The sequence below is a fragment of the Micromonospora sp. DSM 43699 genome, assembly GCF_055517075.1.
Genome location: NZ_JBTMMT010000066.1, coordinates 1 through 26879 on the forward strand (window position 1 = coordinate 1; position 26879 = coordinate 26879).

Below are 26879 nucleotides of genomic sequence, written 5' to 3' on the forward strand. Positions count from 1 at the left end.
CGGCTCGACAGGCGGCGGAGTTGTCCACCGGTGGCGGTGGCGGTGGCGGTGGCGGTGGCGGTGGCGGTGGCGGTGGCGGTGACCGGCGGGTGGGTCGGCGGTGGGGTCGTGACACGATGAGCCGGTGAGCGGTGCCGTCCACCCGGGGTACGCCCCACCGACCGGTCCGTCCGCGCCGCGTCGCCGGCTGCCCTGGCTGCTGGCGGTGACGGTGGCCTGGGCGGTGCTGTTGGGCGTGCTCACCTGGTGGTCGGCGCGGGACGACCCGCCGACCGTGCGCGAGCAGCGCACCCTCACCCAGGCCGGCCCGGTCGTGGACCGGGCGCTCGGTCACCTGGTCGCGGCGGTCGGCGACGACGCCTGGGTGCTGACCGGGCCGGAGGTCGAGCGCGGCTGCCGGATCACCCCGATGTCGGACGGCGCGACCCTGAGCCGGGGGCTGGACGTGCTGGTCGCCGAGGGGGGTGAGCGGGCGTTGTTGGAACGCGTCGCCGACCGGCTGCCGGCCGACTGGCGGGCCGGGGTACGGGCCGGCTCGTCGGGCCCCCGTCTGCGCGCTGACGCGGGGGAGTTCGTCGCGGTGGAGGGCCGGGTCACCAGCGGCGGCCGGGTCCGGTTCACCGCCGACACCGGTTGCCGCCCGATCGGCGCCGGCTATCCCCAACCCCCTGCCCCGGCGTCCCCGGTCGTCCCACCTGCCCCGGCGGCATCAGCAGCTTCGGCTGCCCCGTCTGCCCCGTCTGCTTCGGCTGCCCCTCCTGCCTCGGTGGCTCCTTCTGGCCAGGCTGCGTCGGCTGATTCGATGTTGGACGCCGCGCTGCGGGCGCTGGGGCGCTCGGCACAATCCGCCCCGCAATCGGTCAGCGTCCCCTGCCCCGGGGGTGGCACGGCCCGTACCCTCGCCGTCTCGGCCGGTGCCGCGCCGGTCGCGCTGACCGGCCTCCGCCCCCTGGCCGCCGGCCCGCCGGTGGTCGACCTCCCCGAGGTGTACGCCTACCGCAGCGGCCCGGCCACCGTGCTGGCCGACGGCACCGGCGCGCAGGTGCGCCTGTCCGCCTCCACCGGCTGCCCCGCCTGACCGAACTCCTCCACCCGTGCCACCCGTGCCAACCCGCGCCCCCGTCACCCATGACTCATGCGGCGACATCGGGGCCAGCCAAGATCGTGCTCGATCCACGATGTCAACACCGTTGCGTTAACGCCATGGGCGGCTGGTCAACCCGGGACAGGAAGTGCCCGATCGGGGAGCGAGGTGGGTCCGCTTGGCGATCATGGAGTGGTGGTGCCGACTTTGGGGGTTTACGGGCGTTCTGTTACCCACCACAACTCCATGATCGGCGAGGTGGCGGTGGTTGACGAACAGCCGTTCCACCTGACGCAACGGTGTTGTCCACGATGTAGTGGCATCTCACAAGCTTCGAGGCCACTAGATCGTGAATCGAGCACGATTTGGCGGGACAGGGCAGGGCAGGACAGGGCAGGGCAGGGCAGGGCGGGGCGGGATGGGGCGGGACGGGCGGGGCTGTCAGTGTTCGTGGTGGGGGTGGTCGTGGGGGGTGCGGCTGCGGCCCAGGGCGTCGACCCGGCCCCACCGGCCCGGTATGTCCAGCAGCTCGACCCGGCCCATGCCCTCCGGCACCATCGGGTCGATGATCAGGTGCTCGCCCTGCGGCTCGAGACCGAGGATCACCCGTAACAGCAGCAAGGGTGTGCCGGCCGACCAGGCCTGTGGGCTGCACGCGGTCGGGTACTGCACCGGATAGTCGGTGAGGTGGCGTTCGAAGCCGGCGAACGCCTCGGGTAGCCGTCCGTCGAAGTAACGGGAGGCGTCGAGCATCGCCTCGCAGATCCGCCCGGCCTCCTCGCGGAAGCCGTACCGGCTCAGGCCCCAGGCGATGAAGGCGTTGTCGAACGGCCACACCGTGCCGACGTGGTACCCGATCGGGTTGTAGCGGCCCTCACCGGTGGCCAGGGTGCGTACCCCCCAGCCGGAGAAGAGCCGGGGGCCGAGCAGGTGTTCGGCGACCAGGGCGGCCCGGGGCTCGTCGACGATGCCGCTCCACAGCAGGTGGCCGATGTTGGAGGTGAGCGAGTCGACGTGCCGGCCGTCCGGGTCCAGGGCGAGGGCGAAGTAGTTCTTCCCGGGAATCCAGAAATCCCGGTTGAAGCGTTCCTTGAGTGCCGCCGCCTCCCGGTCCAGCCGGTCGGCGTACTCCGGATCGTTCCAGAACAGCCGGGCCATCCGTGCGCCGCGTCGCTTGGCGTCGTAGGCGTACCCCTGGATCTCGCAGGTGGCCCGGGGGAAGCCTGGCAGCCGGCCGTCGGCGTAGGAGACGGCGTCCCAGGAGTCCTTCCAGCACTGGTTCTCCAGCCCGGTCTCCGGGTTGCGGCTGCGGTACCAGACGTAGCCGGTGCCGAGCAGGTCGCCGTAGGTGTCGATCCAGTGCAGCGCGGCCCGGACGGGGGCCTCCAGCTGCTTGACCAGCGCGGTGTCCCCGGTCCAGCGCTCGTACTCGTCGAGCAGGATGACGAAGAGCGGGGTCGAGTCGGCCGCGCCGTAGTAGGGGGAGTGGGGCTGCTCCTCGAAGCCGGCGGTCTCGCCGTACCGCAGTTCGTGCAGGATCTTGCCGGGTTCCTCGTCGCGGAAGTCGTCGAGCCGGAACCCCTGGAGGCCGGCCAGCATCATGATCGTCGGTGGGACCAGTTCGGGCAGGAAGGGCAGCACCTGCAACGAGGTGAGCATGCTGTCCCGCCCGAACAGGGTCATGAACCACGGCAGACCGGCGGCGAGCAGCCGGACGCCCAGCGTGATCGACTCGTACCGGAGCGCCGCCAGGTCGTGCAGGCTCTGCTGGTACGCCCCGGCGAGCGGCTCACAGTCGCAGCCGAGTTGCGGTGCCCGGGCGACAAGCTTCTCCTGCTCGTCCCGGATCACGGCGGGGCCGCGCGCGGCGCCCAACGGGGTGACCGCCCGGACGTCCTCGTCCCGGGCACCGTGGATGACAGGTGTCACGGTCAGGCAGGTGCTCCACTCGGAGTGCGGCCCGACGGTGATCGACCAGGTCATCCCGGCCTGGTCGACGTCGGCGTCGGCGCTGCTGGTGACCGTGGCCTCCCGGTGGAAGGCCTCCCTGCGGTAGGTCAGCCGCAGCGCGTTCTCACCGGCCTCGGCGCTGGTACGGCCCTTCTTCGGTCGCTGGTGCTTGATCTCGAAGAGGTCGGCGAAGTCGGAGCCCATCTCCATTCGCAGGTGGAACCGCACCTCCCGGCCGGAGTGGTTGAGCACTGTCAGATCCTCGGTGAAGTTGCCGCCGATCGACCGGCTGCGGATCACCGACACCTTGGCGTCGAGATAGTGCGTCGGCTCGCCGGGGACCAGGAAGAACCGGGTCTGGTAGGAGTGCGCGTCGTCGACCGAGAGGGCGTGCAGGCGTTCCCCGTCGAGGGTCAGCAGCCAGGTGGAGAGGAACCGGGTGTCGAAGGAGAACAGCCCGGTGGGGAAGTCGAACGAGGGTTCGACGTCCCCGCTGCGGTCGCAGACCAGGAAGGTGTTGCCGTCGAGGATGCTGACCCGCTGCTGCATCACGCCCGCCCGGTCTGCTCGCGGGCGGTCTCCCGGGGGTCCCGTGCCCCCGGTGGGTCGGGGAAGAAGTGCCGGAAGACCAGGAACAGCATCACGTTCCCGCTGAACGTGGACTCGTTGCGCAGCACCGCCGAGATGGCCTGGGCGCGGCCGGTGACCAGCCTGTCGAAGAGGTTGGCGCTGCTGCTCCACACCGCGTCCGCCGCGCCCTGGGCCTGCTCCACCACCGCCTTGCCGGGGCTGATCCGCACCAGCCAGTGCTCGGTGCGGTTGCCGGCGGAGAGGTCGATCTGGAGGGTTCCGACGACAGGGCCCCGCAGGACCGCCGGGGCACGCGCCGGCAGCGCCGCGAAGAACTCCTCCGTCGCCTGGCTCACCTTCGCATGGTAGGCAATAAGCGAACAGACAGGCGCTTTATCGGCACTGTACGCAAAGCGGACCGACGTGCCGGTGCTCCCGCACCGGTTGCTCGACGTTCCCGCACGGGCTGATCGGTGTCGCCGTACGGGCCGATCGGCGTCCCCCGCACGGGCGTCGGCCGGCGGCTTCGCGCCGACGGGTCAGTAGACCAGGGCCTGCGCGCCCTCGGCCATCGACTCTTCGACGAAGACGGCCGCCCCGGCGATCCGTACGCCGGGCAGCACGTCGTCAGGGCCGATGTCGCGGCGGGCGGCGCACTGGGTGCAGGCGGTGACCTGACCGGTGGCGAGGACGACGCCGAGCAGGTCGGCCAGCGGCGCGGAGTGCGGCAACGCGAACTGCTCGGCCCGACCGGGCACGGCGAACCAGGTGGACTCACCGGTCAGCCAGAGCGACACCGGCACCCCGGCCGCGACGGCCGTGGCCGCCACCGTGAACGCCTGCGCGCACCGCTCCGGGGCGTCCGCTCCGGCGGTGGCCTTGACGACGAGAGTGCGGCCCATGGGACCCAGCATAGGATGACCATGATGGTTACCGAGATCGGGTTCGTCAGCCTGCTGGTCGCGGGCCTGGGCGCGCTCGCCGGTGGCCTGGTCTACCTGGCCGTACGCCTGTCGAGAGGTAAGTGGTGAACCGGTGAGCGCGAGGAGTGAGCCGGGGTTGCGAGCCCCGCAGTCGCGAACGAAAGTGGCCCGGTGAGCGCGAGGAGTGAGCCGGGGTTGCGAGCCCCGCAGTCGCGAACGAAAGTGGCCCGGTGAGCGCGAGGAGTGAGCCGGGGTTGCGAGCCCCGCAGTCGCGAACGAAGGAGATCCGGTGAGCGACGAGAATCCCCTTCAGCCGCCGTGGTTGAACGCGCCGCCGGTCGAGGAGTACCCCTACCAGGAGAGCCACGACCTGCGGGTCGGCCCGAAGTTGCACCGGGCGCTTGACGGTCTGCTGCCGTACGTCGGGGTGTGGCGCGGTCGGGGCCGGGGCGGTTTCCCCACCATCGAGGACTTCGACTACGGCCAGGAGATCCGGATCAGCCACGACGGTCGGCCGTTCCTGTTCTACGAGTCCCGGGCCTGGCTGCTCGACGACGAGAGCCGCCCGATCCGCCCGGCCGGGCGCGAGGTGGGCTGGTGGCGTCCGGTCATGGACGGTGAGCGGGTCACCGACGAGCTGGAAGCCCTGATGACCACCCCGACCGGCATCATGGAGCTGCACATCGGCAAGCGCACCGGCACCCAGATCGAGTTCGCCACCGACGCGGTGGTGCGTACCGCCACCGCCAAGGAGGTGACGGCGGGCGCCCGGCTCTTCGGCATCGTCGAGGGGGCACTGCTCTACGCCCAGGAGATGGCCGGTGTGGGCCACAGTCTCTCTCCGCACCTGTCCGCCCGGCTGATCCGGGTCGCCGGCTGACCCCGCCGCCCGGCGGGGACGTCGGTCAGCCGAGGTCGAAGCCCAGCAGCTCCTGGAGGCGGGGGGTGTGCGGGGCGGGCGGGCGGGTGGCACCGTCGAGGGATCTGACCTCGACCAGGCCGCGTAGCGACGAGGTCAGCCAGATCCCGGCGGCGGCGTGCAGCCCGGCCGGGGTGACCATGCGTTCGGCCTGCCCCAGGCCCACCTCGGCGGCGTGGGCGAGCAGCCAGCCGCAGGTGGTGCCGGGCAGGATGCCGGTGCTTGCGGGCGGGACGGCGCAGAGGGTGTCGCCGTCCAGCCAGACGACGTTCGCGCTGGGTGCCTCCAGCACGTAGTCGTCGGTCGAGACCCACAGCACGTCGTCCACCCCGCTGCGGGCGGCCCGGCGACGGGCGGCGCTGTTGGCCGCGTACGAGATGGACTTGATGCCGGTCGGGAGCCAGGACAGTTCGGCGCGGGCCGTCGCCGGCACCCCGAGGGGGAGGGTGGCGACGGTGACCCCGGCCCGGCGGAGTCGCCTCGCGGCGGCCGGCACCTCGGCCAGGGTGGCGTACACCGTCGGCAGCCCGCCGCCCTCGGGCCCCCGGGTGCAGACCAGGCGCAACGCGCCCTCGACCTCGGCGGGCCATCCGGCGGCGAGGTCGTCAAGCAGCTCCACCAGCGCCGACTCCGGGGGGAGCGGGAGCTCCAGGGCGGCGGCGCCGGCCCGCAGCCGGGCCAGGTGGGCGGTGCGCAGCCAGGGGCGTCCGCCGCGCAGGTGCATGGTCTCGAAGAGCCCGTCCCCGCGCAGCACACCCAGGTCGTCCCCGCGCAGCACCGGCTCCGTCGCGGGGACGACGCCCCGACCGAGCACGGCGATCCTCGATCCCACCATGACCGCCGAGCCTAGCGGCGTACCCCGGCCCGGCCGGTGGCCCGGCGATGGCCGGCCGACGACCGTGGTCGGCCGATGACCGGTGGCCGGGTGGTGGCCGGGCGATGATCGGCGGTTGCCGAACTATGATCGGACCGTGTCCGAATCCTCCCTGGCGGAAATGCTCCGCTCCCGTGGGCTGCGACTGACGGCGCAGCGGCAACTGGTCCTCCAGGCCGTGCTCGACCTGGGGCACGCCACACCGGAGCAGGTGCACACCGCCGTCCGGGAGGTGGCCGCCGGGGTCAACATCACCACCATCTACCGGACGCTGGAGCTGCTGGAACGGCTCGGTCTGGTGACCCACACCCACCTGTCGCACGGCTCGCCGACCTATCACGCGGCGGGTGAGCACCAGCACATCCACCTGGTCTGCCGGGAGTGCGGCGCGATCGACGAGATCGACCCGGAGTCGATGCGCCCGCTTGCCGAGCGGCTCGCCACCGAGCGGGGCTTCCGGGTGGACATCGGGCACGTGGCGCTCTTCGGCGTCTGCGGCAACTGTGAGGACGGGGAACCGACATGATCGACATCGCGGGAGCGGTGGCCGTCGAGGCGATCGACGAGGCCAGCCGGGACCAGCCGGACGCCGAGCACCGGGCGGCCGGGGTCCGGGGGGTCGCCGCGCACTACGGCGACCCGATGCGCGAGCAGCGCACCCTGGCCACCGGGGTCGGTCTGGTGGACCGCTCGCACCGGGGGGTCGTCGCCGTCGCCGGCCCGGAGCGGATCGGCTGGCTGCACACCCTGACCAGCCAGCACCTCGCCGCGCTCGGCCCCGGGCAGGGCACCGAGCTGCTGGTGCTCAGCCCGCACGGGCACGTCGAGCAGCACGCGATGGTCGCCGAGGACGGCGGGACCACCTGGCTGGACACCGAGCCGGGGATGACCGCCGGCCTGCTGACCTACCTGGAGAAGATGCGGTTCTTCAGCCAGGTCGAACCGCGTGACGCCACCGCCGACCACGCGCTGCTGACGCTGGTCGGGCCGCAGGCCACCGACGCCGTCGCGGCGCTCGGCGTCACCGGCCTGACCGCGCCTGAGGTGCTCGCGGTGCCGGGTCCGAAGTTCCGCTCCGGCGAGCTGCCCCCCCGACCCACCATCGGGTACGACGTGCAGCCGCTGCCCGGTGGCGGGTGGGCCCGACGGGTGCCGCTCGGCGTGGACCTGCTGGTGCCCCGGCCGGCCCTGGACCAGGTCGCCGCCGAGCTGCGCGACAGCGGGGTCCCGGCGGCCGGGCTGTGGGCGTACGAGGCGGTGCGGGTGGCTGCCCGACGGGCCCGGGTCGGGGTGGACACCGACCACCGGACGATCCCCGCCGAGGCGGGCCTGATCGCCCCGGCCGTGCACCTGGACAAGGGCTGTTACCGGGGGCAGGAGACGGTCGCCCGGGTGCACAACCTGGGTAAGCCTCCGCGTCGGCTCGTCCTGCTGCACCTGGACGGGGTGACCACCGACCAACTGCCGGCGGCCGGCACCCCGGTCACCCTGGACGGCCGGACTGTCGGTTTCGTCGGCACCGCCGTGCACCACTTCGAGCTGGGTCAGGTCGCCCTCGCCGTGGTCAAGCGCAACCTCCCCGACGACGCCCGGTTGTCAGTGGGCGAGACCGCCGCCGCCATCGACCCGGAGTAAGGATCTCGAATCGGTACCCCGAGGGCCGGAATTCCTTCGGGTTCAGCGCTTCTGTCGAGGGAATCTTCCGGCCCCGGCCGAGTCGGGTCGTCGACCGGGGCCGGTCGGGGCGGCTACCATCGCCGGCATGACGACAGGGACGTTGATCACGGTTGCCCCGACCGGCGCGGAGTCGGCCAAATCGCAGGTGCCGGCGCTGCCGGTGACCCTCGACGAGTTGCTGCTGACCGCCAAGGAGTGCGAGGCGCTCGGCGCTTCCGTGATCCACGTCCACATCCGTGACGACCAGGCCCGGCCTACCCTCGACCAGGGCCGGCTGCGGGAGACGGTGGCGGCGCTGCGCGAGGGCACCGACCTGATCGTGCAACTCTCCTCCGGTGGTGCGGTGACCGACCCGGAGGCCGACCGGTTGGCGGTGCTGGACGCCGCGCCGGACATGGCCTCCTGCACCATGGGCACCGTCAACTTCGGCGACGACGTCTTCCTCAACCGGTGGGAGTTCATCGTCGACCTGCACACCCGGATGCAGGAGCGCGGCATCCTCCCCGAGTACGAGATCTTCGACCTCGGTCACCTCGCCGCTCTGCAGCGTCTGCTCGACCGGCACGGCCTGCCGCACGGCGGGCACGTGCACGTCGACTTCGTGATGGGGGTGCCGGGCGGCATGCCGGGCACCACCGCCACCCTGGTCGCCGCCCAGCAACTGCTGCGCGACCTGCCGGCGGGCACCACCTTCTCGGCCACCGGCGTCGGCCGCAGCACCATCCCGGTGCTGCTGGCCGCGCTCTCCACCGGCGGGCACCTCCGGGTCGGCATGGAGGACACCGTGACCTATGCCAAGGGCCGTCCGGTGGAGTCCAACATGCAGCTGGTCGCCCGTGCGGTCGGGTTCGCGCAGCTCGCCCAGCGCCCGCCGCTTACCACCACCGAGGCCCGTCGACTGCTCGGTCGGTAGTCCGCCCGGTGGGCAGAGCGGCCGGGGCGGGCGGCGGCAGCGTCGGTTCGGCACGCGGTCCGGTGCCGTGCCGTGGCCGCCGTGGGTCCGGTCGGCGCGGGTGCGCGGTAAGCCACGCTCAGCCCGACGCTCCCTACGCCCGTGGCCGACGTCGCAGGTCACCCGGCTGTGGGGCGTACCGACCCGCGTCGGTACCTTCCCAGGGTGTCCAAGACGTACGAGGGTGGCGAGCCGCTCGCCGAGGTGGTCCGGTCCGGGTTCGTGGAGGGTGTGCACCGGGGCTCGGTGGTGGTGCTCGACGCCGCCGGTGCCCCGGTGGCCGGTGCGGGGGACGGCGTGTCGCCGATCTTCCCCCGGTCGGCCAGCAAGCCGTTGCAGGCGCTCGGGATGCTCCGGGCCGGGCTCGCGTCGACCGACCCCGCCGACGTAGCGCTGTTCTCGGCCAGCCATGCCGGTGAGGAGTTCCACCTGGCCCGGGTGGCGGCGTTGCTGGGCTCCGCCGGCCTGACCCCGGAGGCGTTGCACTGCCCACCCGACCTGCCCTTCGGTGAGGCGGCCCGGGAGGCCGTGCTGCGCGCCGGCGGCGGCCCGAGCCGGCTGGCGATGAACTGCTCCGGCAAGCACGCCGGGATGCTGCTGACCTGCCTCGCGGTCGGCTGGCCGCTGGACGGGTACTGGCGGCCGGAGCACCCGTTGCAGCAGCGGCTCACCGCCACGATCGAGGAGTTCACGGGCGAGCGGGCGGCGGCGGTCGGGGTGGACGGCTGTGGCGCGCCGGTGCTGGCGGTCTCGCTGACCGGGCTGGCGCGGGCGTTCCTGCGTCTGGTGGCCGCCGAGCCCGGTTCCCCGGAGCGCGCGGTGGCGGACGCGATGCGGGCGTACCCGGAGGTGGTCGGCGGGACCGTGGCGGACGACACCCGGCTGATGCGGGGCGTACCCGGGATGTTGGCCAAGATCGGCGCGGAGGGGGTGATCGCCGCGGCGCTGCCCGGCGTCGGTGCGGTGGCCCTCAAGATCGACGACGGTGCGGCCCGGGCCAGGATGCCGGTGCTGGTCTCCGCGCTGCGCCGGCTCGGCGTGCAGGCCCCCGTCCTCACCGAGTATGCCGAGTTTCCCCTGCTGGGCGGTGCCCTCCCGGTCGGCGCGATCCGCCCGGTCTGGTGAATTCTCCCGCCACGCGGCGCAGCTGAGGGGACGCCTTCCCGGCCGTTGTTACCTTGCTAACTGTGGCTAGCGTTTTGCTTGCTGGAGCTAGCAGTGCGGACTACCGTGGGGGCATGGCCGCACCCAAGGATCTACCCGACGTCGGCGGATTCATCCGTGACCTGCGGCGGAACGCCAAGATCTCGCTCCGCCAGCTCGCCGAGCAGGCGGGGGTCAGCAACCCCTACCTCAGTCAGATCGAGCGGGGCCTGCGCAAGCCCAGCGCCGAGGTGCTCCAGCAGCTCGCCAGCGCGTTGCGGGTCTCCACCCCGGCGATGTACCTGCGGGCCGGGCTGCTCGACGACAAGGAGGGCCAGGGGGTGCTCGCCGCCATCTCGGTCGACCCTGATCTGACGATGGCCCAGAAACAGTCGCTCAGCCAGATCTACGAGACCTTCCGCCGGGAGAACACCCGCCTGGCCGAGGCCACCGCCGAACAGACCGCCGCCGACCGGACCGTCCCGACCGAGCCCGTCGTCCCGACCGAGCCTGTAGTCCGGACCGAGCCTGGCGTCCCGACCGAGCCGGTCGTCACGGATCAGCCTGTGGTCACGGATCGGACCGCCGCCACGGCAGATTGGTCCGGGACGCCGACGGAGCCGACGGAAGCGGCGGCCGGGGTCACGCCGGCCGCTACGGGCCCCACCACACCGGAGGGCACTCCGACCGAGGCCGTCCTCGAATCGGTCGCGGTCACCGAGGCGGGTGGCGCACCCGCGCCCGGCGGCGCGGCCGGCACGCCCGTACCCGCCGCACCGGACAGCACACCCCCGACCAGCGGGGCGGACAGCACGCCTCCCGCCCCCGGCACCCGCGCCAGCAGGGCGGATGTCGCACCCACGAACAGCAACAGCAGGGCCGCCTCGGCGGCCGAGGAGGAGTTGTCATGACCCAGCCGAAGACCAACCGCATCCCGGCCCCGCTCTACGCCGCCGCAGGCGCCGGTGAGCTGGCGTTCCAGCAGTTGCGCAAGCTGCCGACCGTGGTGACCGAGCTGGGCAACCGGGTCGTCACCGACGGCACCAAGGTCGTCACCGAGCTGGGTGGCCGGGCCGTCGTCACCGGGGTCGAGCTGCGCCAGAAGGCGACCGAGACCTTCCGTACCGCCAACCTGACAGCGACCGGCCTGCGCGACAAGGCCGCCCCGGCCGAGCTGAACCTGGACAAGCTGCGCGCCGAGCTCGACCTGGACAAGCTCCGGGCCGAGCTCGACCTGGACAGGCTGCGCGGGGCGGCCACCCGCAACGCCGCAGTGGTGCTCGCCGGGGCGCAGGCCGCCCAGGAGCGGGCGTTGGCCGCGTACGGCGCGTTGATCGCCCGTGGTGAGCGGGTGGTCGGTGCCGGGGTGCTGGAGGCCGCCGACACCGTCAACGCCGACATCGAGGCGACCGACGCCACCGTCCCGGCCGACGTGCACGCGGTAGCCACCCGGGACCGGACGCCCACCCCGGCGGACGTGGCCCAGGTCGGCGCGGACCACCCGCCCACCCCGGCGGACGTCGCCGAGGTCGTCGAGGCCAAGCCGGCCGCCGCCAAGGTCACCCGGACCCGGGCCACCAAGGCCGCTGCCAAGCCGGCTGCCACCGGTGCGGCGAAGCCGGCGAAGACCACGAAGCGCACCCGGCCGGCCGCCGAGTGACGTTTGCCGACACCGGCCCCGGAGGCGTCCTGGCGGACGTTTCCGGGGCCGTCGGCATATGCTGGCCGGCATGGCCATCGCCGCGCCGATCTTCGTCTTCGACGCCGTCTTCATCATCGACCGCGTCCTGCTCTTCTTCGCGCTCATCGTGCAGGGCATCTCGCTGGTGCACGCGATCACCCAACGATCGGACTCCTTCGCGGCGATCGGCACCCTCCCCAAGGGTGGCTGGATCGCCATCCTGGCCGTCTGCCTGCTGCTCACCCTGCTCGGCTTCGGCGCGCTGAGCATCTTCGGGCTGATCGGCATCGCCGCCGGCCTGATCTACCTGCTCGACGTCCGGGTCGGGCTGCGCGACCTGCACGACGGCAAAGGGTTCTGGTGAGGGGTTTCCGCTGGCCGCCACCGCCGGACGGCGGACCCCGCACCTGGGGCCCGGGGCCCGGTGCACCGCGTACCGGGCGGCCCGCCCTGCCGGAGCCGGAGACCGAGCTGGTCGCCACCCCGCACGACGTGCAGTTGGAACGGCTGGTCACCGGCGTCGGTGACCCGGTCACCGTGTTCGCCCACGGGTTCGGCAACGGCATCGCCACCACCCGTCCGTTCGGCAGCGCGGTCACCGGCCGTCGGGTCTTCTTCCAGTTCCGGGGGCACGGCCGCTCCGACGCGCCGCCCGGCCCGTGGAGCTACCTCGACCTGGCCCGTGACCTGCGGGCCGTGGCGGACCTCAGTGGTGCCACCCGGGCGTTCGGGGCCAGCCTCGGCGCGGGCGCGCTCTGCCGGCTGCTCGTCGAGAGCCCGGACCGTTTCGAGAAGCTGGTCTTCCTGCTGCCCGCTGTCCTCGACCGGCCGCGTGGCCCGATCGCCCACCAGCGGCTGACCGACCTGCTCGACGCGGTGGCCGGCGGCGACGCCTCGGCCGTGGCGGACGTGGTCGCCCTGGAACTGCCCCCGTCGGTACGCAACACCCCGGCCGGCTGGTCCCACCTGCGCCAGCGGCTCGACCAGCTGCTCCGCGACGGGCTCGCCCCCGGCCTGGCCGACCTGGCGGACGAGTCCCCGCTGCCGGACGTCGCCGCCCTGGCCGGGGTCACCGCCCCGGCCCTGGTGATCGGCTGCGTCGGCGACGACCTGCACCCCACCCACATCGCCGCGGAGCTGGCCGCCGCGCTGCCCGCCGCCACCCTGCACGTGTACGACCGCCCCGGGTTCGCCTGGACCGACCGCACCGACCTGCGGGAGCGGATCTCCACCTTCCTCAACGCCTGACCCCGGTCCACCGCCGCAGTCCCCGGGGTCGGCGGGCGACCGGCGGTCAGAACGGTGGCGGGGGCAGGTGGGCGGCGCGGACGTCGCGCAGCCAGCGCTCCACAGCGGCCTCGTCGGGCCGGTCGGGCAGCGGGGTGCGGATCCGGGCGAAGTCCCGTTCCGCCTCGGCGACCAGCGCCTCCGCCTCGGCCAGCGCGCCGTCGGCGACCCGCTCGCCGAACGCCCGGAACCACGCCGGGTCCGCGAGCCGGATCTCCAGGCACCCGGTGGCATAGAGCTTCCGTCCCTGGTGCAGCAGCCGGGCCAGGTGCCGGGCGTGCTTGGCCGAGCGCCGCCGGCCGCCCACCGTCGAGTCGCGGGTGGTCAGCTTGCGGAACTGCTGACTCGCATACCCGAGGTAGGCGTCGCGGACGCGTGGTGCGCTGAGGAACGCCGACCGGATGGCGATCAGACGCTCGCCGAGCTTCGTGCGGGTCTCGTAGCAGTCGGCGGGCAGCCAGATCAGCTCGGTGGCGGTCGGGTTGCCGCTCAGCGCCAGCCGGGCGTACTTGCCGGCCTCGTGCAGGGTGACGTCCGGGTCGGTGGTGACCATCGACTCCCGGGGTGGCCGCAGGCCGTGGAAGGCCACCGTCGGGGCGGCGAAGACGCCGATCCGGTCCACGTCGGAGCCGGGACCGGCCAGCCCGTAGGCGACCGAGCCGACGATCCCGGAGAGCAGCAGGTGCATGCCGGCAGCATGCCGGACGGAACCGCCGTGCGAAACCGGACTTCGGTTGTCAGGTATCGCTGTCACAGTCGACGGTATGACGACGACACCGCTTGAAGGAAAGGTCGCGCTGGTGGCCGGCGCGACCCGGGGCGCGGGCCGGCAGATCGCGGTCCAGCTCGGCGCGGCCGGGGCGACGGTCTACGTGACCGGGCGCAGCAGCCGGGCCGGCCGCTCCGAGCTGGACCGCCCGGAGACGATCGAGGAGACCGCCGAGCTGGTCACCGCCGCCGGGGGCACCGGCATCGCGGTACGGGTCGACCACCTGGTGCCCGACCAGGTGCGCGACCTGGTGGCCCGGATCGACGCCGAACAGGGCCGGCTCGACGTGCTGGTCAACGACGTGTGGGGGGCCGACCCGCTGATCACCTGGGAGAAGCCGGTCTGGGAGCAGCCGCTGGACGCCGGGTTCCGTACCCTGCGGTTGGCGGTGGACACCCACATCGTCACCAGCCACTTCGCCCTGCCGCTGCTGATCCGTCGCCCGGGCGGGCTGGTCGTCGAGATCGGCGACGGCACCCGGGCGTACAACGACACGCACTACCGGCTGTCGGTCTTCTACGACCTGGCGAAGGTGTCGGTGACCCGGCTCGCACACAGCTGGGGGCACGAGTTGAAGCCGCACGGGTGCACCGCCGTGGCGCTCACCCCCGGCTGGATCCGTTCCGAGGCGATGCTGGAGCACTTCGGGGTGACCGAGGAGACCTGGCGCGACGGCGCGGCGAAGGACCCGCACTTCCTCATCTCGGAGACCCCGGCCTTCGTCGGGCGGGCGGTCGCCGCACTGGCCGCCGCCGAGGACCGGGACCGCTGGAACCAGGCGTCCGTCTCGGCAGGCGAACTGGCCCGGGTGTACGGCTTCACCGACCTCGACGGCAGCCGGCCGGACGCCTTCCGCTACCTCACCGAGGTGGTCGAGACCGACCGCCCCGCCGACGTCACCGGGTACCGCTGACGACTCGTCGGCCCGGTCGCCGTCAGCGGGGAGCCTGGTCCGGGCCGACGCCGTAGAGGGCGGCCGAGCGGGTTGCCGCGTCGACGAGCAGGGCACGCAGGTGCGGTGGGTCGAGCACCTCCACCTCGGGGCCGAGGCCGAGCAGTTGCGGGTACGCCACCTCGACGGACTCGACGGGTAGCCGGGTCACCACCCAACCCTGCCCGTCGGGTGTGCCGGCGGCGGCCATCGCCTCCTCGTACGCGAAGGGGGCGTCGGCGAGGAAGCGGAGCCGGCGCAGACCGGTGGGGCTGACCCGGACGGTGATCCGTTCGGCGAGCATGCCCCGCAGGAACGCCTCGGCCTGCTCCCGCCAGTAGCCGCCCAGGTCGAACCCGTCGTCCCGGACGAAGGTCGCCGGGTCGGCGACGACGTCGAGCACCCGGTCCACCCGGTAGGTGCGCATCGCGTCGCCGACCCGGCCCACGAGATACCAGGTGCCGCTCTTGAGCACCAGCCCGTACGGCTCGACCCGGCGGGTGACCTCCCGTTCGCCGCGCCGGTACCGCAGCTCGACCACCCCGTCCCGCCACACCGCCCGGGCCAGCTCGGACAGCCAGCGGGGTGGGGTGGACTCGCGGAACCAGCCCGGCACGTCCAGGTGGAACCGCTGCCCGGTACGGGCCGGCGCGTCGCGCAGGCTCGGCGGCAGCGCGGCGAGCACCTTCAGCTCGGCGGACGCCACCGCGTCGGCCAGCCCCAGGTCACCGGCCGGGCCGGGCAGCCCGGCGAGGAAGAGGGCTTCCGCCTCGTCCCGGGTCAGCCCGGTCAGCCGGGTCCGGTAGCCGCCGAGCAGCCGGTAACCGCCGGCCCGCCCCCGGTCGGCGTAGACGGGCACCCCGGCGGCGGAGAGCGCCAGCACGTCCCGGTAGACGGTCCGCTCGGAAACCTCCAGCTCGCGGGAGAGTTCGGCGGCGGTCATCGTCTCCCGGGCCTGCAACAGCAGCACCAGGGAGATCAACCGGGCAGCGCGCACCCCCGCATCCTGCCGCCCCGACCCGTCGGTGGCGGTCACCGGGTGTCCGGTCGGGATAGCCTGCGGCCAGTAGGCTCTGCGGTCGTGAACGGACCCCGTACCATCGCCGCGCCGGTGACCGGTGCCACCCGCCGTTTCTTCGGCGGCGTGGGCCTGCTCGTGCGCGGCCTCGGCCTCTATGTCCGCAGCCCGGGGCTGATGCTGCTCGGCGTGGTGCCGGCACTGCTGTCCGCCGTGCTCTTCGTCGCCGCGTTCGCCACCCTGGTCTACTTCGTCGACGAGTTGGCGGCGTGGGTGACCCCGTTCGCCGACGACTGGTCGAGCACGCCGCGCAGCCTGGTCCGGGTGATTGCCGGGCTGGCCTTCCTCGGGCTGGGCGGGCTGCTCACCGTTGTCGGCTTCACCGCCGTCACCCTGGTGATCGGCGACCCGTTCTACGAGAAGATCTCCGAGCGGGTGGAGGACCGGCTCGGCGGCACCCCGGGCGCGGTGGAGGTGCCGTTCGGGGCTTCGCTGCGACGCAGCGTCGTCGACTCGCTGCGGCTGGTCGGGCTCTCCGTGCTGTTCGGCATCCCGCTCTTCGCGGCCGGTTTCATCCCGGTGGTCGGGCAGACCGTGGTGCCGGTGGTCGGCGCGGCGGTGGGCGGCTGGCTGCTCGCCGTGGAGCTGGTCGGGGCGCCGTTCTCCCGGCGGGGGCTGCGGCTGCCGGACCGGCGGGCCAGGTTGAAGGCGGACCGGGCCACCTCGCTCGGCTTCGGGGTGGCGGTCTTCCTCTGCTTCCTGATCCCGCTGGGCGCGGTGCTGGTCATGCCGGCCGCCGTCGCCGGGGCCGCGCTGCTCGCCCGCCGGTCGCTGGGCCAGCACATCGAGGAGAGCTGACCCCGACCGTCAGGGCAGGTCGCGCAGGCAGGACCAGCCGGACGTCATCGGCCGGTAGCCGAGCCGTTCGTTGATCGCCAGCATCGGGGCGTTGGCCTCGTCGTTCGAGGTGTAGGCGGTGCGTACGCCCCGGCCGGCGGCCCGGTGCAGCGCGGCCTGCTTGGTCAGTCGGGCCAGCCCCCGACCCCGGTACTCCGGCCGGGTCGCGGTGAAGTCGGACCACATCCGGTCGCCGTCCCGCTTGACCAGGCTGAGCGCGACCAGCGCGCCGTCGACCTCGGCGACCGTGCTGGCGTCCCGGTCCAGCCCCGGGTTCTCCCAGCACTCCGACCGCCAGAGGGAGTAGCTGGTCGCGTCCACCGGCACGTCGCCCGGCTCGCCCGCGGCGGCGGCGTCGTCGAGAAGATAGATCTGGTACGGATCGAGCCCGGTGAGGGGGAGCAGGCGGACCCCGGCGGGCGGCTCGGGCATCGGCGGTGCCGGGCGGAGGTCGAGCGCCGAGTAGCGCAGTTCCCGGCTGGGGGTGAACCCGTGCCGGCGGGCGTACGGCAGCGAGTCGGCCTGCGCCCAGGTCCGCACCCGGCGGACCCGGAGCGACCCCAGGTGCGCCAGAGCGGCGGTGAGCAGCGCCGTTCCGGTGCCCCGGCCCCGGTGCTCCGGATGCACGTGCAGGGTGGAGATGTCCCCGAAGTCCGGCTGCGAGGTCCGGGCGTTCCGGTACGCCGAGACCCAGCCGACGATCTGCCCGGCCGTCTCGGCGACCCAGGCCCTCCAGTTCTCCTCGGGTGGTGGTTGGGCGATCATCTGCCGGGTCGACGCCACCCCCCGCACCAGGTAGGGATGGACCAGCGAGCGAAGGGCCACGACCCCCGGCGCGTCGTCCGGTCGAGCGGTGCGGATCAGCACCCGCGCCACCCCGCTCCCGGTCGGATGGTGAAGTGCTGTTCCCCGGTGTCGGGAGACGCGGCTGTGGGATGACTCGATGGGGCGGGGGCAGACATGCCCGCGAGCGTAGGCACCGGTCGGCGTGGACTGCCACGGGTTTACGCCATCTACCATCGACCTGACTCTGAGTAACGCCGGGGGTGAGTCACGGCCGTAGCTACTCCACGTGATCGGCAGTCCGCCTCCACCACATCCCATCCGCATCCTTTGCTCTGCTGCCCTTCACGCGACAACCGGCTGAGCTGGTGTTGGATGGTCGGCACTCCGGCTGGGATCGATCATGAACGATCACGCTAAGTGTCTGTCGTCTGGATGGCAGCAGGGCAAAGGATGCGGATGGAGTACGGGTGGGCTGCCGCTATATCGCTCAGAGTGATGGTCCTGGTCGATGCTCAGGGGGCCGGGGGCCGGGGGCGGGTGGGGAGCGGTCAGGCGGACTGCCGGATCACCAGCTCGGTCGGCAGCACCACGACCCGCTCGACGTCCGCACCGGCGGCCAGGGCCAGCAGCAACCGGGTCATCTGCCGGCCCAGCTCGACGATCGGCTGCCGCACGGTGGTCAGCGGCGGCTCGGTGTAGGCGGCCGTCTCGATGTCGTCGAAGCCGATCACCGCGACGTCGTCCGGCACCCGCCGTCCCGCCTCGTGCAGCGTCCGCAGGGCGGCGTGCGCCATCAGGTCGGAGGCGGCGAAGACGGCGTCCAGATCGGGGTACGCGGCGAGCAGCCGACGCATCGCCGTGGTCCCCGACTCGCGGGTGAAGTCGCCGTACTCGATCATCTGCGGCAGGCCGGCGGCGACCACCGTGTCCCGGTAGCCGGCGAGCCGCTCGATGCCGGCGACCATGTCCTGCGGGCCGGCGATGGTGGCGATCCGGCGTCGACCGTTGCTGATCAGGTAGCGGGTGGCCGTGGCGACCCCGCCGATGTGGTCCACGTCGATGTAGGGCACGTCGGCGGCGTCCAGCGGCCGGCCGCTGCACACCACGGGTATCCCCAGCCGGGCGAGCCGGCCGGGGAGTGGGTCCTCCCCGTGCAGCGAGGCGAAGAGCACCCCGTCGACGTGCCGGCCGGTGGTGTAGCGGGCGACCCGGTCGTGTCCGGCGGGCGAGCCGGCCAGCATCAGCACCAGTTGCTTGTCGGCCGCCTCCAACTCCTGGGCCGCGCCCCGGATGATCCCGGGGAAGACCTGGTCGTCGGAGAAGACCCGGGTGGCGGCCTCCGGCAGCACCAGGGCGATCGAGTCGGTCCGCTGGGTGACCAGGCTGCGGGCAGCCAGGTTCGGCACGTACCCCAGCTCGGCCACCGCCCGACGGACCGCCTCCTGGATCGGCTCGGCGACCGTGGTGGAGCCGTTCACCACCCGGGACACCGTCGCCCGGGACACGCCGGCCTGCCGGGCGACCTCCTCCAGGGTGGGCCGTTGTGCCGCCGTCATACCCGCTACCACCGCCTTGTCACAGCCCGTTCCGGGAGATCACCTCCTGGTACCACCGGGCGCTCGACTTCGGGGTGCGCCGCTGGTTGAGATAGTCGACGTGGACGATCCCGAACCGCTTCCGATAGCCCTCGGCCCACTCGAAGTTGTCCAGCAATGACCATACGAGATAGCCGCGCAGGTCGACTCCGCGGGAGATGGCCTCGTGCGCGGCCCGCAGGTGTCCGTCCAGGTAGGCGATCCGGTCGGTGTCGTCGACCCGGCCCCCGGCGGCCGGGTCGACGCTGGCGTCCGGGAACGCACCGCCGTTCTCGGTGATCATCAGCGGCAGCCCCGGGTAGTCGGTGCCGATCCGTTCCAGCAGCCGGGTCAACCCGGCCGGCTCGATCTGCCAACCCATGTCGCTCACCGGGCCGCTGGCCGGGAGGAACTCCACCGCCCCCTCGGTGCCCGGGTAGGCGCTGCTGCCGGCCCCGTCCGGGCGGCCCGCGACATAGGTGGGGGAGTAGTAGTTGATCCCGAGCAGGTCCAGCGGCGCGGCGATGATCTTCTCGTCGCCGTCCCTGACGAACGTGGGCTCGACCATCCGGGCGACGTGTTCGAGTACGTCGGCCGGGTAGCCCGCACCGGTCAGCGGGTCCAGGAAGATCCGGTTCTGGAGGCCGTCGACGAGGCGTACCGCGGCGGCGTCGGCGGCGCTGTCCGGGTCGGCCGGAGCGACGTCCGCCGGGTTGAGGGTGATCCCGACGGTCTGTGCGCCCGCCGCCCGCAGCGCCCGCGCCGCCAGACCGTGCCCCAGCAACAGATGGTGTACGGCCCGGAAGGCCGCCCCGGCGTCCTGCTCGCCGGGGGCGTGCACCCCGTTGCCGTAACCGAGGTACGCCGAGCACCACGGCTCGTTGAGCGTCGTCCAGGTGCGGACCCGGTCACCGAGCCGGGAGTGCACCGCGAGGGCGTAGTCGGCGAAGTGCTCGGCGGTCTCCCGGCTGGTCCAACCACCCCGGTCCTGCAACGTCTGCGGCAGGTCCCAGTGGTAGAGCGTGACGATCGGGTCGATGCCCCGGTCGAGCAGCGCATCGGTCAACCGGTCGTAGAAGTCCAGGCCGCGCGGGTTGACCGGGCCGGTGCCGTCCGGCCTGATCCGGGGCCAGGCCACCGAGAACCGGTACGCGGCCAGCCCCAGTTCGGCCATCAGCGCCACGTCGTCGGCGTACCGGTGGTAGTGGTCGCAGGCGACGTCACCGGTGTGCCCGGCGAACACCTTGCCCGGCGTACGGCTGAAGGTGTCCCAGATGGACTCGCCGCGACCGTCGTCGCGGGCCGCGCCCTCGATCTGGTACGCGGCGGTCGCCGCGCCCCACACGAAGTTCTCCGGAAATCGAAGCTCGCTCACGCGGTTTCCTCCTTCGTTCGCGACTGCGGGGCTCGCAGAACCGGCTCGCTCCTCGCGCTCACGCGGTGCTCTCTTTCGTTCGCGACTGCGGGGCTCGCAGAACCGGCTCGCTCCTCGCGCTCACGCGGTTTCCTCTTTCGTTCGCGACTGCGGGGCTCGCAGAACCGGCTCACTCCTCGCGCTCACGCCTTGACCGCACCTTCCATGATGCCGCCGATGATCTGGCGGCCGAACACGACGAACACCAGCAGCAATGGCAGCGTCGCGATCGCCGTGCCGGTGAACACCTGCGACATGTCCTGGTAGTAACCGTCGGAGAGGGCCCGCAGCGACAACTGCACGGTCGGGTTCTCCGGGTCGTTGAGCACAGCGTACGGCCAGAGGAAGTCGTTCCAGGTGGTCATGAACGTGAGCAGGCCGAGTACGGCGGCGGCGGGCCGCAGCGCGGGGAGCACCACGTTCCAGTAGATCCGCAGCGTGTGGCAGCCGTCGACCCGGGCCGCCTCGATCAGCTCGGTGCTGACCGCCTGGGCCGCGTACTGGCGCATCATGAACACGCCGAACCCGGTGACCAGGGCCGGGACGATCACCGCCGGCAGCCGGTCGTTCCAGTTCAGCTTGGTCATCAGCAGATAGAGCGGGATCACCCCGAGCTGGGTGGGCACCATCATGGTGGCGACGATGACCATGAGCAGCGCGTTGCGTCCCCGGAACCGCAGCTTGGCGAAGGCGAACCCGGCCAGGGTGGAGAAGAGCACCACCGAGAAGGTGACGCTGACCGCGACGATCGTGGAGTTGACCAGGCCGGTGAGGAAGTGCGCGTCGGGGTTGGCGAAGAGCCGGGTGATGTTCGTGCCGAGGTTGCCGCCGGGGGTGAGCGGCGGCGGCACCTGCCCCATCGCGTCGCTGCTGCGGCTGGCCACCACGAACATCCAGTAGATCGGGAAGATCGACAGTAGGGCGGTGAGCGCCAGCGCCGGGTAGGTGAACCGGCCGGCCGACCAGATCCGGGTCATCGGTTCCCCTTCCGCGCGCCGCCACCGAGCCGGCGCAGGAGCAGTACGTTGATCGCCGCGACCACCGCGATCAGGGCGAAGAGCAGCCAGGCGACGGCAGAGCCGTAGCCGAAGTTGTAGTGCGGGGCGAAGGCGTTCTCGAACATGTACATGGTCACCGTCTGGGATTCGCGCAGTGGCCCGCCCCGGATCGCGTTGGTGCCGGAGTTGAACAGCCGGGGCTCGGTGAACAGTTGCAGCCCGCCGATGGTGGAGATGATTACCGCGAAGATGATCGTGGGTTTGAGTAGCGGCACGGTGATCGACCAGAACTGCCGGGCCCGGCCCGCCCCGTCGATGGAGGCGGATTCGTACAGGTCGCGCGGGATGGCCTGCATGGCGGCCAGGAAGATCAGCGCGTTGTAGCCGGTCCACCGCCAGTCGACCATGGCGGAGATGGCCGTCCAGGCGGCGAACCGGTTCGCCTTCCAGTCGATCGCGTCGACGCCGACCAGGTCGAGCAGCCAGTTGATCATGCCGAACTCGCGGCCGAAGAGCACCGCGAAGACGATCGCCACCGCCGCCGTGGAGGTGACGTTCGGGACCAGCACCGCCATCCGCCAGGTGGTCCGCGCCCGCAGCCGCCGGTTCAGCAGGTTGGCCAGCCAGAGGGCGGCGAGCAGTTGCGGCACCGTGGAGATGACGAAGATGCCGAGGGTGTTCACCACCGAGTGCCAGAAGTCGGCGTCGGCCATCAGCTGGGTGTAGTTCTGCGCGCCGACGAAGGCCGGGTCCACCCCCAACAGGTCCCAGTCGTGCAGCGACACCCAGAACGTGTAGAACAGCGGATAGATCCCGAAGATCGCGAAGAGCAGAAAGAACGGCGTCACGTACAGATAGGGCGAATACCTGACGTCGAGCCGGGCCAGCCGGTGCCCCCGTTCCGGGGGTCTGCTCCGGGTCGGCACCGCGCCCGGCGGCCGACCCTCAACCTGAACAACCATCTCCCGCAATCTCCCTCTCTTCCACATCCACCCGATCCCCACCTGCCGGACCCCGTTCGGGGCGATGCGGCGGTGACCCCGCTACATCGCCCCGACATGGTCGGAGGCGGGGTTACTTGGCGGCTGCCTTCCTGGCGTTGGCGGTGGCGTCGGTCCAGCCCTGGGCGGGGTTGCGCTGGCCCAGTTCGACGGTGCGGACGGCGTTCTCCACCTCGGTCCGGACGGCCTGGTTCTTCGGCCCCATGTAGACCGGCTTGAGGCTCGTGGCGCCGGCGGCGAAGATCTTGCCGACCGGGGCGTCGGAGAAGTACGCGTTGGTCGAGTTGACGATCGCCGGGTCGGCCAACGCCTGCGGGGACGACGGCAACGGCCCCTTCTCCTGGAACGCGCCGATCTGACCCTTGGCGCTGGTCAGGAACTTGGCCAACTCGATCGCCTCGGCCTGGTGCCGGCTCTGCTTCGGCACCGCCAGGTAGGAGCCGCCCCAGTTGCCGCCGCTGCCGGGCACCTGGGCGATGTCCCACTTGCCCTTGGCGTCCGGGCCGGCGTTGCCCTCGATCACCCCGGTCATCCAGGCCGGGCAGGCGATGGTGGCGAACTTGGCCTGTTTGAAGGCGGAGACCCACTCCTCGGACCAGGCCCCGTACCGGCCGGAGAGGCCGGAGTCGATGATGTCGATGGTGGTGTCGTACGCCTGGCGTACCGCCGGGTTGCTGTCGACCACCAGCTTGTCTGTGGTGTCGTAGTAGCTGTAGCCGGTGGTGTTGCCGGCGGTCTGGAGCAGGATGGTGTTGAAGGTGTTGGTGGCGGCGTCCAGGAAGGCCGCGCCGGTGTTCCTGGCCTTGAACTGCTCGCCGACCCGTACGTAGTCCGCCCAGGTGGGCCAGAGCTTGGACACGGCCTCCCGGTCGGTGGGCAGGCCGGCGGCGGCGAAGAGGTCCTTGCGGTAGCAGATCGCCATCCCGCCGACGTCGGTGCCGAGGCCGATGAGCTGCTTGCCGTCGGCGGTCAGCCCGCCGTTCCACTTCCACTCCAGGAAGTTGCCCTTGAGTTCGGCGGCGCCGTGGTCGAGCAGGTTGACGAAGTTCTGCGGGTTGGCCTTGTACTCGACGAGCAGCCCCTCCTCGATGGCGACCACGTCACCGGCGCCCTTGCCGGCGGCGAGCCACTGGGTGAGCTTGGGGGAGTACTCGTCGAGGTTGCCGCCGGTGCCCCGCTCCACGATCTTGATGCCGGGGTGGTCGGCCTCGTACTGCCGGTAGAGCTTCTCGTAGCCGAACTGGCCGAACACGTCGACGGTCAGCGTCACCGGTCCGCCGTCGGCGGCCTCGTCGTCGCCGCCGCAGGCGGTGGTGGTGAGCAGTGCGGTGGTGGCCACCAGGGCGATCGCCGCGAGGCGGCGGCGCGAAAAGACACCCATCTGGATCGGACCCCTCTCAGGTCGGGTGGTGGGGTGTGGAGCTGCGTATGAGCCGGCCGCAGGGGTTGCCGGCCGGATTCGATCTCGGCGAGAGAGCGCTCTCACGACAGGGTGGTAGGTTGATGGACTCCTGTCAAGAGAGCGCTCTCTCGATTCGGCGCGGGCCATCCGAACGGTGCCGGGGCGGCAACGGCGAGAGCGGCCGCCCCGGTCGGGACGGCCGCTCTCGGAAGCGGTCGCGGTGGCGCGCAGGCGTCAGCCCACGCGCAGGCCCGCCAACAGCGAACGGTCCCCGGTCACCCCGAGGGTGTCGAAGCTGATCCGGCCCCAGAGCGCCAGCAGCAGGTCACTGGCCGAGGCGGTGACCTGGACCCGGGCATGGTGGTCGTCGTGCCCGAAGACCGTCGCGGTGTCCAGCAGGGCCACCCCCTCACCGCGCATCCGGAGGTACCAGTCCTGCGCGGCGTCGCTGGCGGTCAGGTGCACCACCCCCTGCCACTGCCCGGGGGTGCGCCGCCGACCGGCCGGCAGCCAGGTGTCGAGCACCTCGCCGACCCCGTCGGCGGCGAGCTTCGTCTCGATCGGGTCACCGGCGGCGATGGCGAGCTGGGCGTCCCACCTGTGCACCGCCGTCTCGTGCGCCACCCGGCGCGGCCAGAACCCGGCCTTCTTCGGCTGCGGCATCGGGTTCCAGGCCGGGGCCTCCGGGTCGAGCGCGTCGAAGAGGGTCATCAGCTGGTCGTACCCGTGCTGCCAGAGCTGGAGCGGGGTAACCCCGGCGGGCCGGTCGGCGGCGTCCGGGCGGGGCGGCTGGGCGGTGTCGCCAGTGCCGACGAAGGAGTGCACCCAGTGGTAGAGGCCGGCGAGGTGCACGGTCAGGTCGGCCACCGTCCACCCCGGGCAGGACAGCACGGGTGTCTCCGGCGGGGCCTCGGCGACGGCCGCGGCGAACGCCGGCCCGTCGACCCGGAGCGCTCCGATCCAGAAGTCCTTCGTGGCGTGCAGTCTGCTCATCGCAATCCTCCCCGGGGGTGACCCGGCGACCAGTGGGTGCCGCGGCTACCCCTCAGCCTAGGGTGAAAGGCGTGTCAGACGTCTACGCCAAACCGACAACGGGCGCCGAACCCGCCGATCCGGCCGTCCTGGCGGGATACACCACCCTGCGCCTCGGTGGCCCCGCCGCCCGGTTGGAGCCCGCCACCAGCGCCGACGAGATCGTCCGCCGGGTCCGCGAGGCGCACCGGCGCGACGAGCCGGTGCTCGTCCTGGCCGGTGGCAGCAACGTGGTCGTCGGGGACGCCGGCTTCCCCGGCACCGTCGTGCTGGTCCGGTCGCGGGGGCTCACCGTGGTCGCCGAGGACCCCGACACCGTCACCGTACGGGTCGAAGCCGGCGAGCCCTGGGACGACCTGGTCGCCGCCACCGTGGGCAACGGCTGGTCCGGCCTGGAGTGCCTCTCCGGCATCCCCGGCTCGGCCGGCGCCACCCCGATCCAGAACGTCGGCGCGTACGGGCAGGAGGTCGCCGAGCGGATCACCGGCGTCCAGGTGTACGACCGCGCCGACGACCGGCTGACCACCATCACGGCGGCGGACTGCGGCTTCGCCTACCGGGGGAGCATCTTCAAGTACAGCGACCGTTGGGTGGTGCTCTCGGTCGACTTCCGGCTGGACCGCTCGCCGCTGTCCGGGCCGGTGCGCTACGCCGAGCTGGCCCGCTCGCTCGGCGTCGAGGTCGGCGACCGGGTGCCGCTGGCCGCCGCCCGGGACACGGTGCTCACGTTGCGCGCCGGCAAGGGCATGGTGCTCGACGCCACCGACCCGGACACCTGGTCGGTCGGCTCGTTCTTCACCAACCCGGTGCTCGACCGGGCGGCGTACGAGCTGCTGCGCGGGCGCGCCGCCGACCTCGGCGAGCCGCCCTCCTGGCCCTGCCCGGGGGACCTGGTGAAGGTGAGCGCCGCCTGGCTGATCGACAAGGCCGGTTTCGCCAAGGGCCACCCCGGCCCCGGGGGCACCGCCATCTCCGGCAAGCACACCCTCGCGCTTACCAACCGCAGCGGCACCGCCCGTACCGCCGACCTGATCGCCCTCGCCCGCGAGATCCGCGACGGCGTGCACACCCGGTTCGGCGTCCCGCTGCACCCTGAACCGGTCCTGGTCGACTGCGCCATCTGACCCCGTCGCGGTCAGGTGCGGTGACGCCGAACGCCGCGACGGCGTCGGTGGCCTGCGCCGCCCGTCGGTCAGGTGTTCGCCACCCGGTGCACCTTGTGCTGGGCGGCCTGGGCCAGCGGGCGGACGACCAGCCGGTCCACGTTGACGTGGTGCGGGAGGGTGGCGCACCAGGCGACGCACTCGGCGACGTCCTCGGCCACCAGCGGCTGCGCCACCCCGGCGTAGGTGGCGTCGGCCTTCGCCGCGTCCCCGCCGAAGCGGTTCAGGCCGAACTCCTCCGTCCGGACCATCCCGGGATCGATCTCGACCACCCGGACCGGTCGGCCGCACAACTCCAGCCGCAGGGTGCCGGCGACGGCGGTCTGCGCGTGCTTGGCGGCGGTATAGCCACCGCCACCCTCGTACACGGTGAGGCCGGCGGTGGACGAGACCACCACGACGGTCCCGGCGGCCGAGCGTTCCAGGGCCGGCAGCAGGGCCTGGGTGACCCGCAGCGTGCCGAGCACGTTCACGTCGTACATCCACTGCCAGTCGGCGACCGAGCCGGACTCCACCGGGTCCAGCCCGCGCGCGCCCCCGGCGTTGTTCACCAGCACGGTGACCGGGCCGGGCGCCTCGGCGGCGGCCCGGGCCAGCCCGGCCACCGACTCGTCCGAGGTGACGTCGCAGGTCACCGCGGTGGCGCTGCCGCCGGCCGCGGCGATCTCGGCGACCAGGCCGGTGAGCCGGTCGGTGCGGCGAGCGGCGGCGAGCACGTGGAAACCCGCGGCGGCGAGCCGACGGGCGGTGGCCGCGCCGATCCCGCTGGACGCCCCGGTGACGATCGCGACAGTGGTCATCCGGCCATTCTCGCCCCGCCGCGAGGTCCCGGCC

27 protein-coding genes and 1 pseudogene are annotated in these 26879 nt (G+C 72.6%); 14 read left to right on the forward strand and 14 right to left on the reverse strand.

Translation table 11 applies throughout. The features are described from left to right. Positions 1-187 precede the first annotated feature (187 nt). Complete coding sequence (locus AC0AIB_RS25125) at positions 188-1078, forward strand: hypothetical protein (protein ID WP_465097612.1); 891 nt, start codon at positions 188-190, stop codon at positions 1076-1078. Positions 1079-1525: 447 nt separating this feature from the next. Here the strand turns inward: AC0AIB_RS25125 and AC0AIB_RS25130 are convergent, their stop codons facing one another. The 3 genes from AC0AIB_RS25130 to AC0AIB_RS25140 form a co-directional block, all read right to left on the reverse strand. Further along, positions 1526-3583 carry an amylo-alpha-1,6-glucosidase gene (locus tag AC0AIB_RS25130; RefSeq protein WP_328349021.1) on the reverse strand — a complete coding sequence of 686 codons (2058 nt, stop codon included), beginning with the start codon at positions 3581-3583 and terminating at the stop codon, positions 1526-1528. Next, positions 3583-3960, reverse strand: coding sequence for an SCP2 sterol-binding domain-containing protein (locus tag AC0AIB_RS25135; RefSeq protein ID WP_465097600.1), 378 nt, complete (start codon positions 3958-3960; stop codon positions 3583-3585). Before AC0AIB_RS25135 ends, AC0AIB_RS25130 begins: the two co-directional genes overlap by 1 nt. Before the next feature lie 183 nt (positions 3961-4143). Continuing rightward, entirely contained in the window at positions 4144-4518 is a 375-nt protein-coding gene (locus tag AC0AIB_RS25140; protein WP_328342552.1) for a DsrE family protein, read from the reverse strand. Positions 4519-4530: 12 nt separating this feature from the next. Here AC0AIB_RS25140 and mtfM point away from each other — a divergent pair, with 12 nt between their 5' ends. Both mtfM and AC0AIB_RS25150 read left to right on the forward strand, forming a co-directional pair. Next, positions 4531-4635: a small membrane protein MtfM gene (gene mtfM / locus AC0AIB_RS25145; RefSeq protein WP_067315095.1), complete on the forward strand. Its 105-nt coding sequence runs from the start codon at positions 4531-4533 to the stop codon at positions 4633-4635. Between the two features lie 181 nt (positions 4636-4816). Next, positions 4817-5407, forward strand: coding sequence for a heme-binding beta-barrel domain-containing protein (locus AC0AIB_RS25150; RefSeq protein ID WP_328342554.1), 591 nt, complete (start codon positions 4817-4819; stop codon positions 5405-5407). A 25-nt stretch (positions 5408-5432) separates the two neighbouring features. Here AC0AIB_RS25150 and AC0AIB_RS25155 read toward each other — a convergent pair whose 3' ends face one another. Then, positions 5433-6281, reverse strand: coding sequence for an aminotransferase class IV (locus AC0AIB_RS25155; RefSeq protein ID WP_328342556.1), 849 nt, complete (start codon positions 6279-6281; stop codon positions 5433-5435). 160 nt (positions 6282-6441) lie between these two features. Here AC0AIB_RS25155 and AC0AIB_RS25160 point away from each other — a divergent pair, with 160 nt between their 5' ends. The 8 genes and pseudogenes from AC0AIB_RS25160 (at position 6442) to AC0AIB_RS25195 (ending at position 13021) form a co-directional block, all read left to right on the forward strand. Further along, entirely contained in the window at positions 6442-6846 is a 405-nt protein-coding gene (locus tag AC0AIB_RS25160) for a Fur family transcriptional regulator (protein ID WP_328349022.1), read from the forward strand. Beyond that, the gene (gene ygfZ, locus AC0AIB_RS25165; protein ID WP_465097601.1) at positions 6843-7955 is read left to right on the forward strand and encodes a CAF17-like 4Fe-4S cluster assembly/insertion protein YgfZ; all 1113 of its coding nucleotides are present in this window, start codon (positions 6843-6845) and stop codon (positions 7953-7955) included. Before AC0AIB_RS25160 ends, ygfZ begins: the two co-directional genes overlap by 4 nt. A 127-nt stretch (positions 7956-8082) precedes the next feature. Beyond that, positions 8083-8910, forward strand: coding sequence for a beta-keto acid cleavage family enzyme (locus AC0AIB_RS25170; protein ID WP_465097602.1), 828 nt, complete (start codon positions 8083-8085; stop codon positions 8908-8910). 204 nt (positions 8911-9114) lie between these two features. Then, entirely contained in the window at positions 9115-10074 is a 960-nt protein-coding gene (locus AC0AIB_RS25175) for an asparaginase (RefSeq protein ID WP_465097603.1), read from the forward strand. A gap of 113 nt (positions 10075-10187) precedes the next feature. Beyond that, a pseudogene (locus AC0AIB_RS25180) lies at positions 10188-10781 on the forward strand (helix-turn-helix domain-containing protein); the annotation flags it as partial. 218 nt (positions 10782-10999) lie between these two features. After that, positions 11000-11752, forward strand: coding sequence for a hypothetical protein (locus AC0AIB_RS25185; RefSeq protein ID WP_328342564.1), 753 nt, complete (start codon positions 11000-11002; stop codon positions 11750-11752). A 70-nt stretch (positions 11753-11822) separates the two neighbouring features. After that, the gene (locus AC0AIB_RS25190; RefSeq protein ID WP_328342566.1) at positions 11823-12137 is read left to right on the forward strand and encodes a DUF2516 family protein; all 315 of its coding nucleotides are present in this window, start codon (positions 11823-11825) and stop codon (positions 12135-12137) included. Next, a complete protein-coding gene (locus tag AC0AIB_RS25195) occupies positions 12134-13021 on the forward strand; it encodes an alpha/beta fold hydrolase (protein WP_328342568.1) in 888 nt (295 codons plus the stop codon). The genes AC0AIB_RS25190 and AC0AIB_RS25195 overlap by 4 nt, the downstream gene beginning before the upstream one ends. A gap of 46 nt (positions 13022-13067) precedes the next feature. On the opposite strand, the gene AC0AIB_RS25200 is transcribed toward AC0AIB_RS25195, so the two are convergent. Then, on the reverse strand, positions 13068-13748 hold the full coding sequence (locus tag AC0AIB_RS25200; RefSeq protein ID WP_465097604.1) for a nucleotidyltransferase domain-containing protein: 681 nt from the start codon (positions 13746-13748) through the stop codon (positions 13068-13070). A gap of 76 nt (positions 13749-13824) precedes the next feature. Here AC0AIB_RS25200 and AC0AIB_RS25205 point away from each other — a divergent pair, with 76 nt between their 5' ends. After that, positions 13825-14742, forward strand: coding sequence for an SDR family oxidoreductase (locus tag AC0AIB_RS25205; RefSeq protein ID WP_328342572.1), 918 nt, complete (start codon positions 13825-13827; stop codon positions 14740-14742). A gap of 22 nt (positions 14743-14764) precedes the next feature. Here AC0AIB_RS25205 and AC0AIB_RS25210 read toward each other — a convergent pair whose 3' ends face one another. Beyond that, on the reverse strand, positions 14765-15796 hold the full coding sequence (locus AC0AIB_RS25210) for a helix-turn-helix transcriptional regulator (RefSeq protein WP_465097605.1): 1032 nt from the start codon (positions 15794-15796) through the stop codon (positions 14765-14767). Positions 15797-15841: 45 nt separating this feature from the next. Here AC0AIB_RS25210 and AC0AIB_RS25215 point away from each other — a divergent pair, with 45 nt between their 5' ends. Next, positions 15842-16636, forward strand: a complete 795-nt coding sequence (locus AC0AIB_RS25215) for an EI24 domain-containing protein (RefSeq protein WP_328342574.1) — start codon at positions 15842-15844, stop codon at positions 16634-16636. A gap of 9 nt (positions 16637-16645) precedes the next feature. Here the strand turns inward: AC0AIB_RS25215 and AC0AIB_RS25220 are convergent, their stop codons facing one another. The 7 genes from AC0AIB_RS25220 to AC0AIB_RS25250 form a co-directional block, all read right to left on the reverse strand. Continuing rightward, a complete protein-coding gene (locus AC0AIB_RS25220; protein WP_465097606.1) occupies positions 16646-17542 on the reverse strand; it encodes a GNAT family N-acetyltransferase in 897 nt (298 codons plus the stop codon). A gap of 467 nt (positions 17543-18009) precedes the next feature. Then, positions 18010-19017: a LacI family DNA-binding transcriptional regulator gene (locus AC0AIB_RS25225; RefSeq protein ID WP_328342578.1), complete on the reverse strand. Its 1008-nt coding sequence runs from the start codon at positions 19015-19017 to the stop codon at positions 18010-18012. A gap of 19 nt (positions 19018-19036) precedes the next feature. Further along, on the reverse strand, positions 19037-20410 hold the full coding sequence (locus AC0AIB_RS25230; RefSeq protein WP_328342580.1) for a GH1 family beta-glucosidase: 1374 nt from the start codon (positions 20408-20410) through the stop codon (positions 19037-19039). 182 nt (positions 20411-20592) lie between these two features. Continuing rightward, the gene (locus AC0AIB_RS25235; RefSeq protein WP_328342582.1) at positions 20593-21426 is read right to left on the reverse strand and encodes a carbohydrate ABC transporter permease; all 834 of its coding nucleotides are present in this window, start codon (positions 21424-21426) and stop codon (positions 20593-20595) included. Next, on the reverse strand, positions 21423-22409 hold the full coding sequence (locus AC0AIB_RS25240) for a carbohydrate ABC transporter permease (protein WP_465097607.1): 987 nt from the start codon (positions 22407-22409) through the stop codon (positions 21423-21425). Before AC0AIB_RS25240 ends, AC0AIB_RS25235 begins: the two co-directional genes overlap by 4 nt. Positions 22410-22521: 112 nt before the next feature. After that, entirely contained in the window at positions 22522-23829 is a 1308-nt protein-coding gene (locus AC0AIB_RS25245) for an ABC transporter substrate-binding protein (RefSeq protein ID WP_465097608.1), read from the reverse strand. A 255-nt stretch (positions 23830-24084) separates the two neighbouring features. Next, the gene (locus AC0AIB_RS25250) at positions 24085-24843 is read right to left on the reverse strand and encodes a maleylpyruvate isomerase family mycothiol-dependent enzyme (protein ID WP_328342588.1); all 759 of its coding nucleotides are present in this window, start codon (positions 24841-24843) and stop codon (positions 24085-24087) included. 71 nt (positions 24844-24914) lie between these two features. Here AC0AIB_RS25250 and AC0AIB_RS25255 point away from each other — a divergent pair, with 71 nt between their 5' ends. After that, positions 24915-26006 carry a UDP-N-acetylmuramate dehydrogenase gene (locus AC0AIB_RS25255; RefSeq protein WP_328342590.1) on the forward strand — a complete coding sequence of 364 codons (1092 nt, stop codon included), beginning with the start codon at positions 24915-24917 and terminating at the stop codon, positions 26004-26006. A 68-nt stretch (positions 26007-26074) separates the two neighbouring features. Here AC0AIB_RS25255 and AC0AIB_RS25260 read toward each other — a convergent pair whose 3' ends face one another. Then, positions 26075-26845 (reverse strand): SDR family oxidoreductase, encoded by a 771-nt coding sequence (locus AC0AIB_RS25260; RefSeq protein WP_328342591.1) that lies wholly within the window; start codon positions 26843-26845, stop codon positions 26075-26077. Positions 26846-26879 lie beyond the last annotated feature (34 nt).

Coding starts and splice junctions, on each gene's coding strand:
- AC0AIB_RS25130 (WP_328349021.1), bottom strand. CDS start 3,583: ATGCAGCAGCGGGTCAGCATCCTCGACGGCAACACCTTCCTGGTCTGC.
- AC0AIB_RS25140 (WP_328342552.1), bottom strand. CDS start 4,518: ATGCTGGGTCCCATGGGCCGCACTCTCGTCGTCAAGGCCACCGCCGGA.
- mtfM (WP_067315095.1), top strand. CDS start 4,531: ATGGTTACCGAGATCGGGTTCGTCAGCCTGCTGGTCGCGGGCCTGGGC.
- AC0AIB_RS25155 (WP_328342556.1), bottom strand. CDS start 6,281: ATGGTGGGATCGAGGATCGCCGTGCTCGGTCGGGGCGTCGTCCCCGCG.
- AC0AIB_RS25160 (WP_328349022.1), top strand. CDS start 6,442: ATGCTCCGCTCCCGTGGGCTGCGACTGACGGCGCAGCGGCAACTGGTC.
- ygfZ (WP_465097601.1), top strand. CDS start 6,843: ATGATCGACATCGCGGGAGCGGTGGCCGTCGAGGCGATCGACGAGGCC.
- AC0AIB_RS25170 (WP_465097602.1), top strand. CDS start 8,083: ATGACGACAGGGACGTTGATCACGGTTGCCCCGACCGGCGCGGAGTCG.
- AC0AIB_RS25185 (WP_328342564.1), top strand. CDS start 11,000: ATGACCCAGCCGAAGACCAACCGCATCCCGGCCCCGCTCTACGCCGCC.
- AC0AIB_RS25190 (WP_328342566.1), top strand. CDS start 11,823: ATGGCCATCGCCGCGCCGATCTTCGTCTTCGACGCCGTCTTCATCATC.
- AC0AIB_RS25200 (WP_465097604.1), bottom strand. CDS start 13,748: ATGCACCTGCTGCTCTCCGGGATCGTCGGCTCGGTCGCCTACGGGCTG.
- AC0AIB_RS25205 (WP_328342572.1), top strand. CDS start 13,825: ATGACGACGACACCGCTTGAAGGAAAGGTCGCGCTGGTGGCCGGCGCG.
- AC0AIB_RS25225 (WP_328342578.1), bottom strand. CDS start 19,017: ATGACGGCGGCACAACGGCCCACCCTGGAGGAGGTCGCCCGGCAGGCC.
- AC0AIB_RS25235 (WP_328342582.1), bottom strand. CDS start 21,426: ATGACCCGGATCTGGTCGGCCGGCCGGTTCACCTACCCGGCGCTGGCG.
- AC0AIB_RS25240 (WP_465097607.1), bottom strand. CDS start 22,409: ATGGTTGTTCAGGTTGAGGGTCGGCCGCCGGGCGCGGTGCCGACCCGG.
- AC0AIB_RS25245 (WP_465097608.1), bottom strand. CDS start 23,829: ATGGGTGTCTTTTCGCGCCGCCGCCTCGCGGCGATCGCCCTGGTGGCC.
- AC0AIB_RS25250 (WP_328342588.1), bottom strand. CDS start 24,843: ATGAGCAGACTGCACGCCACGAAGGACTTCTGGATCGGAGCGCTCCGG.
- AC0AIB_RS25260 (WP_328342591.1), bottom strand. CDS start 26,845: ATGACCACTGTCGCGATCGTCACCGGGGCGTCCAGCGGGATCGGCGCG.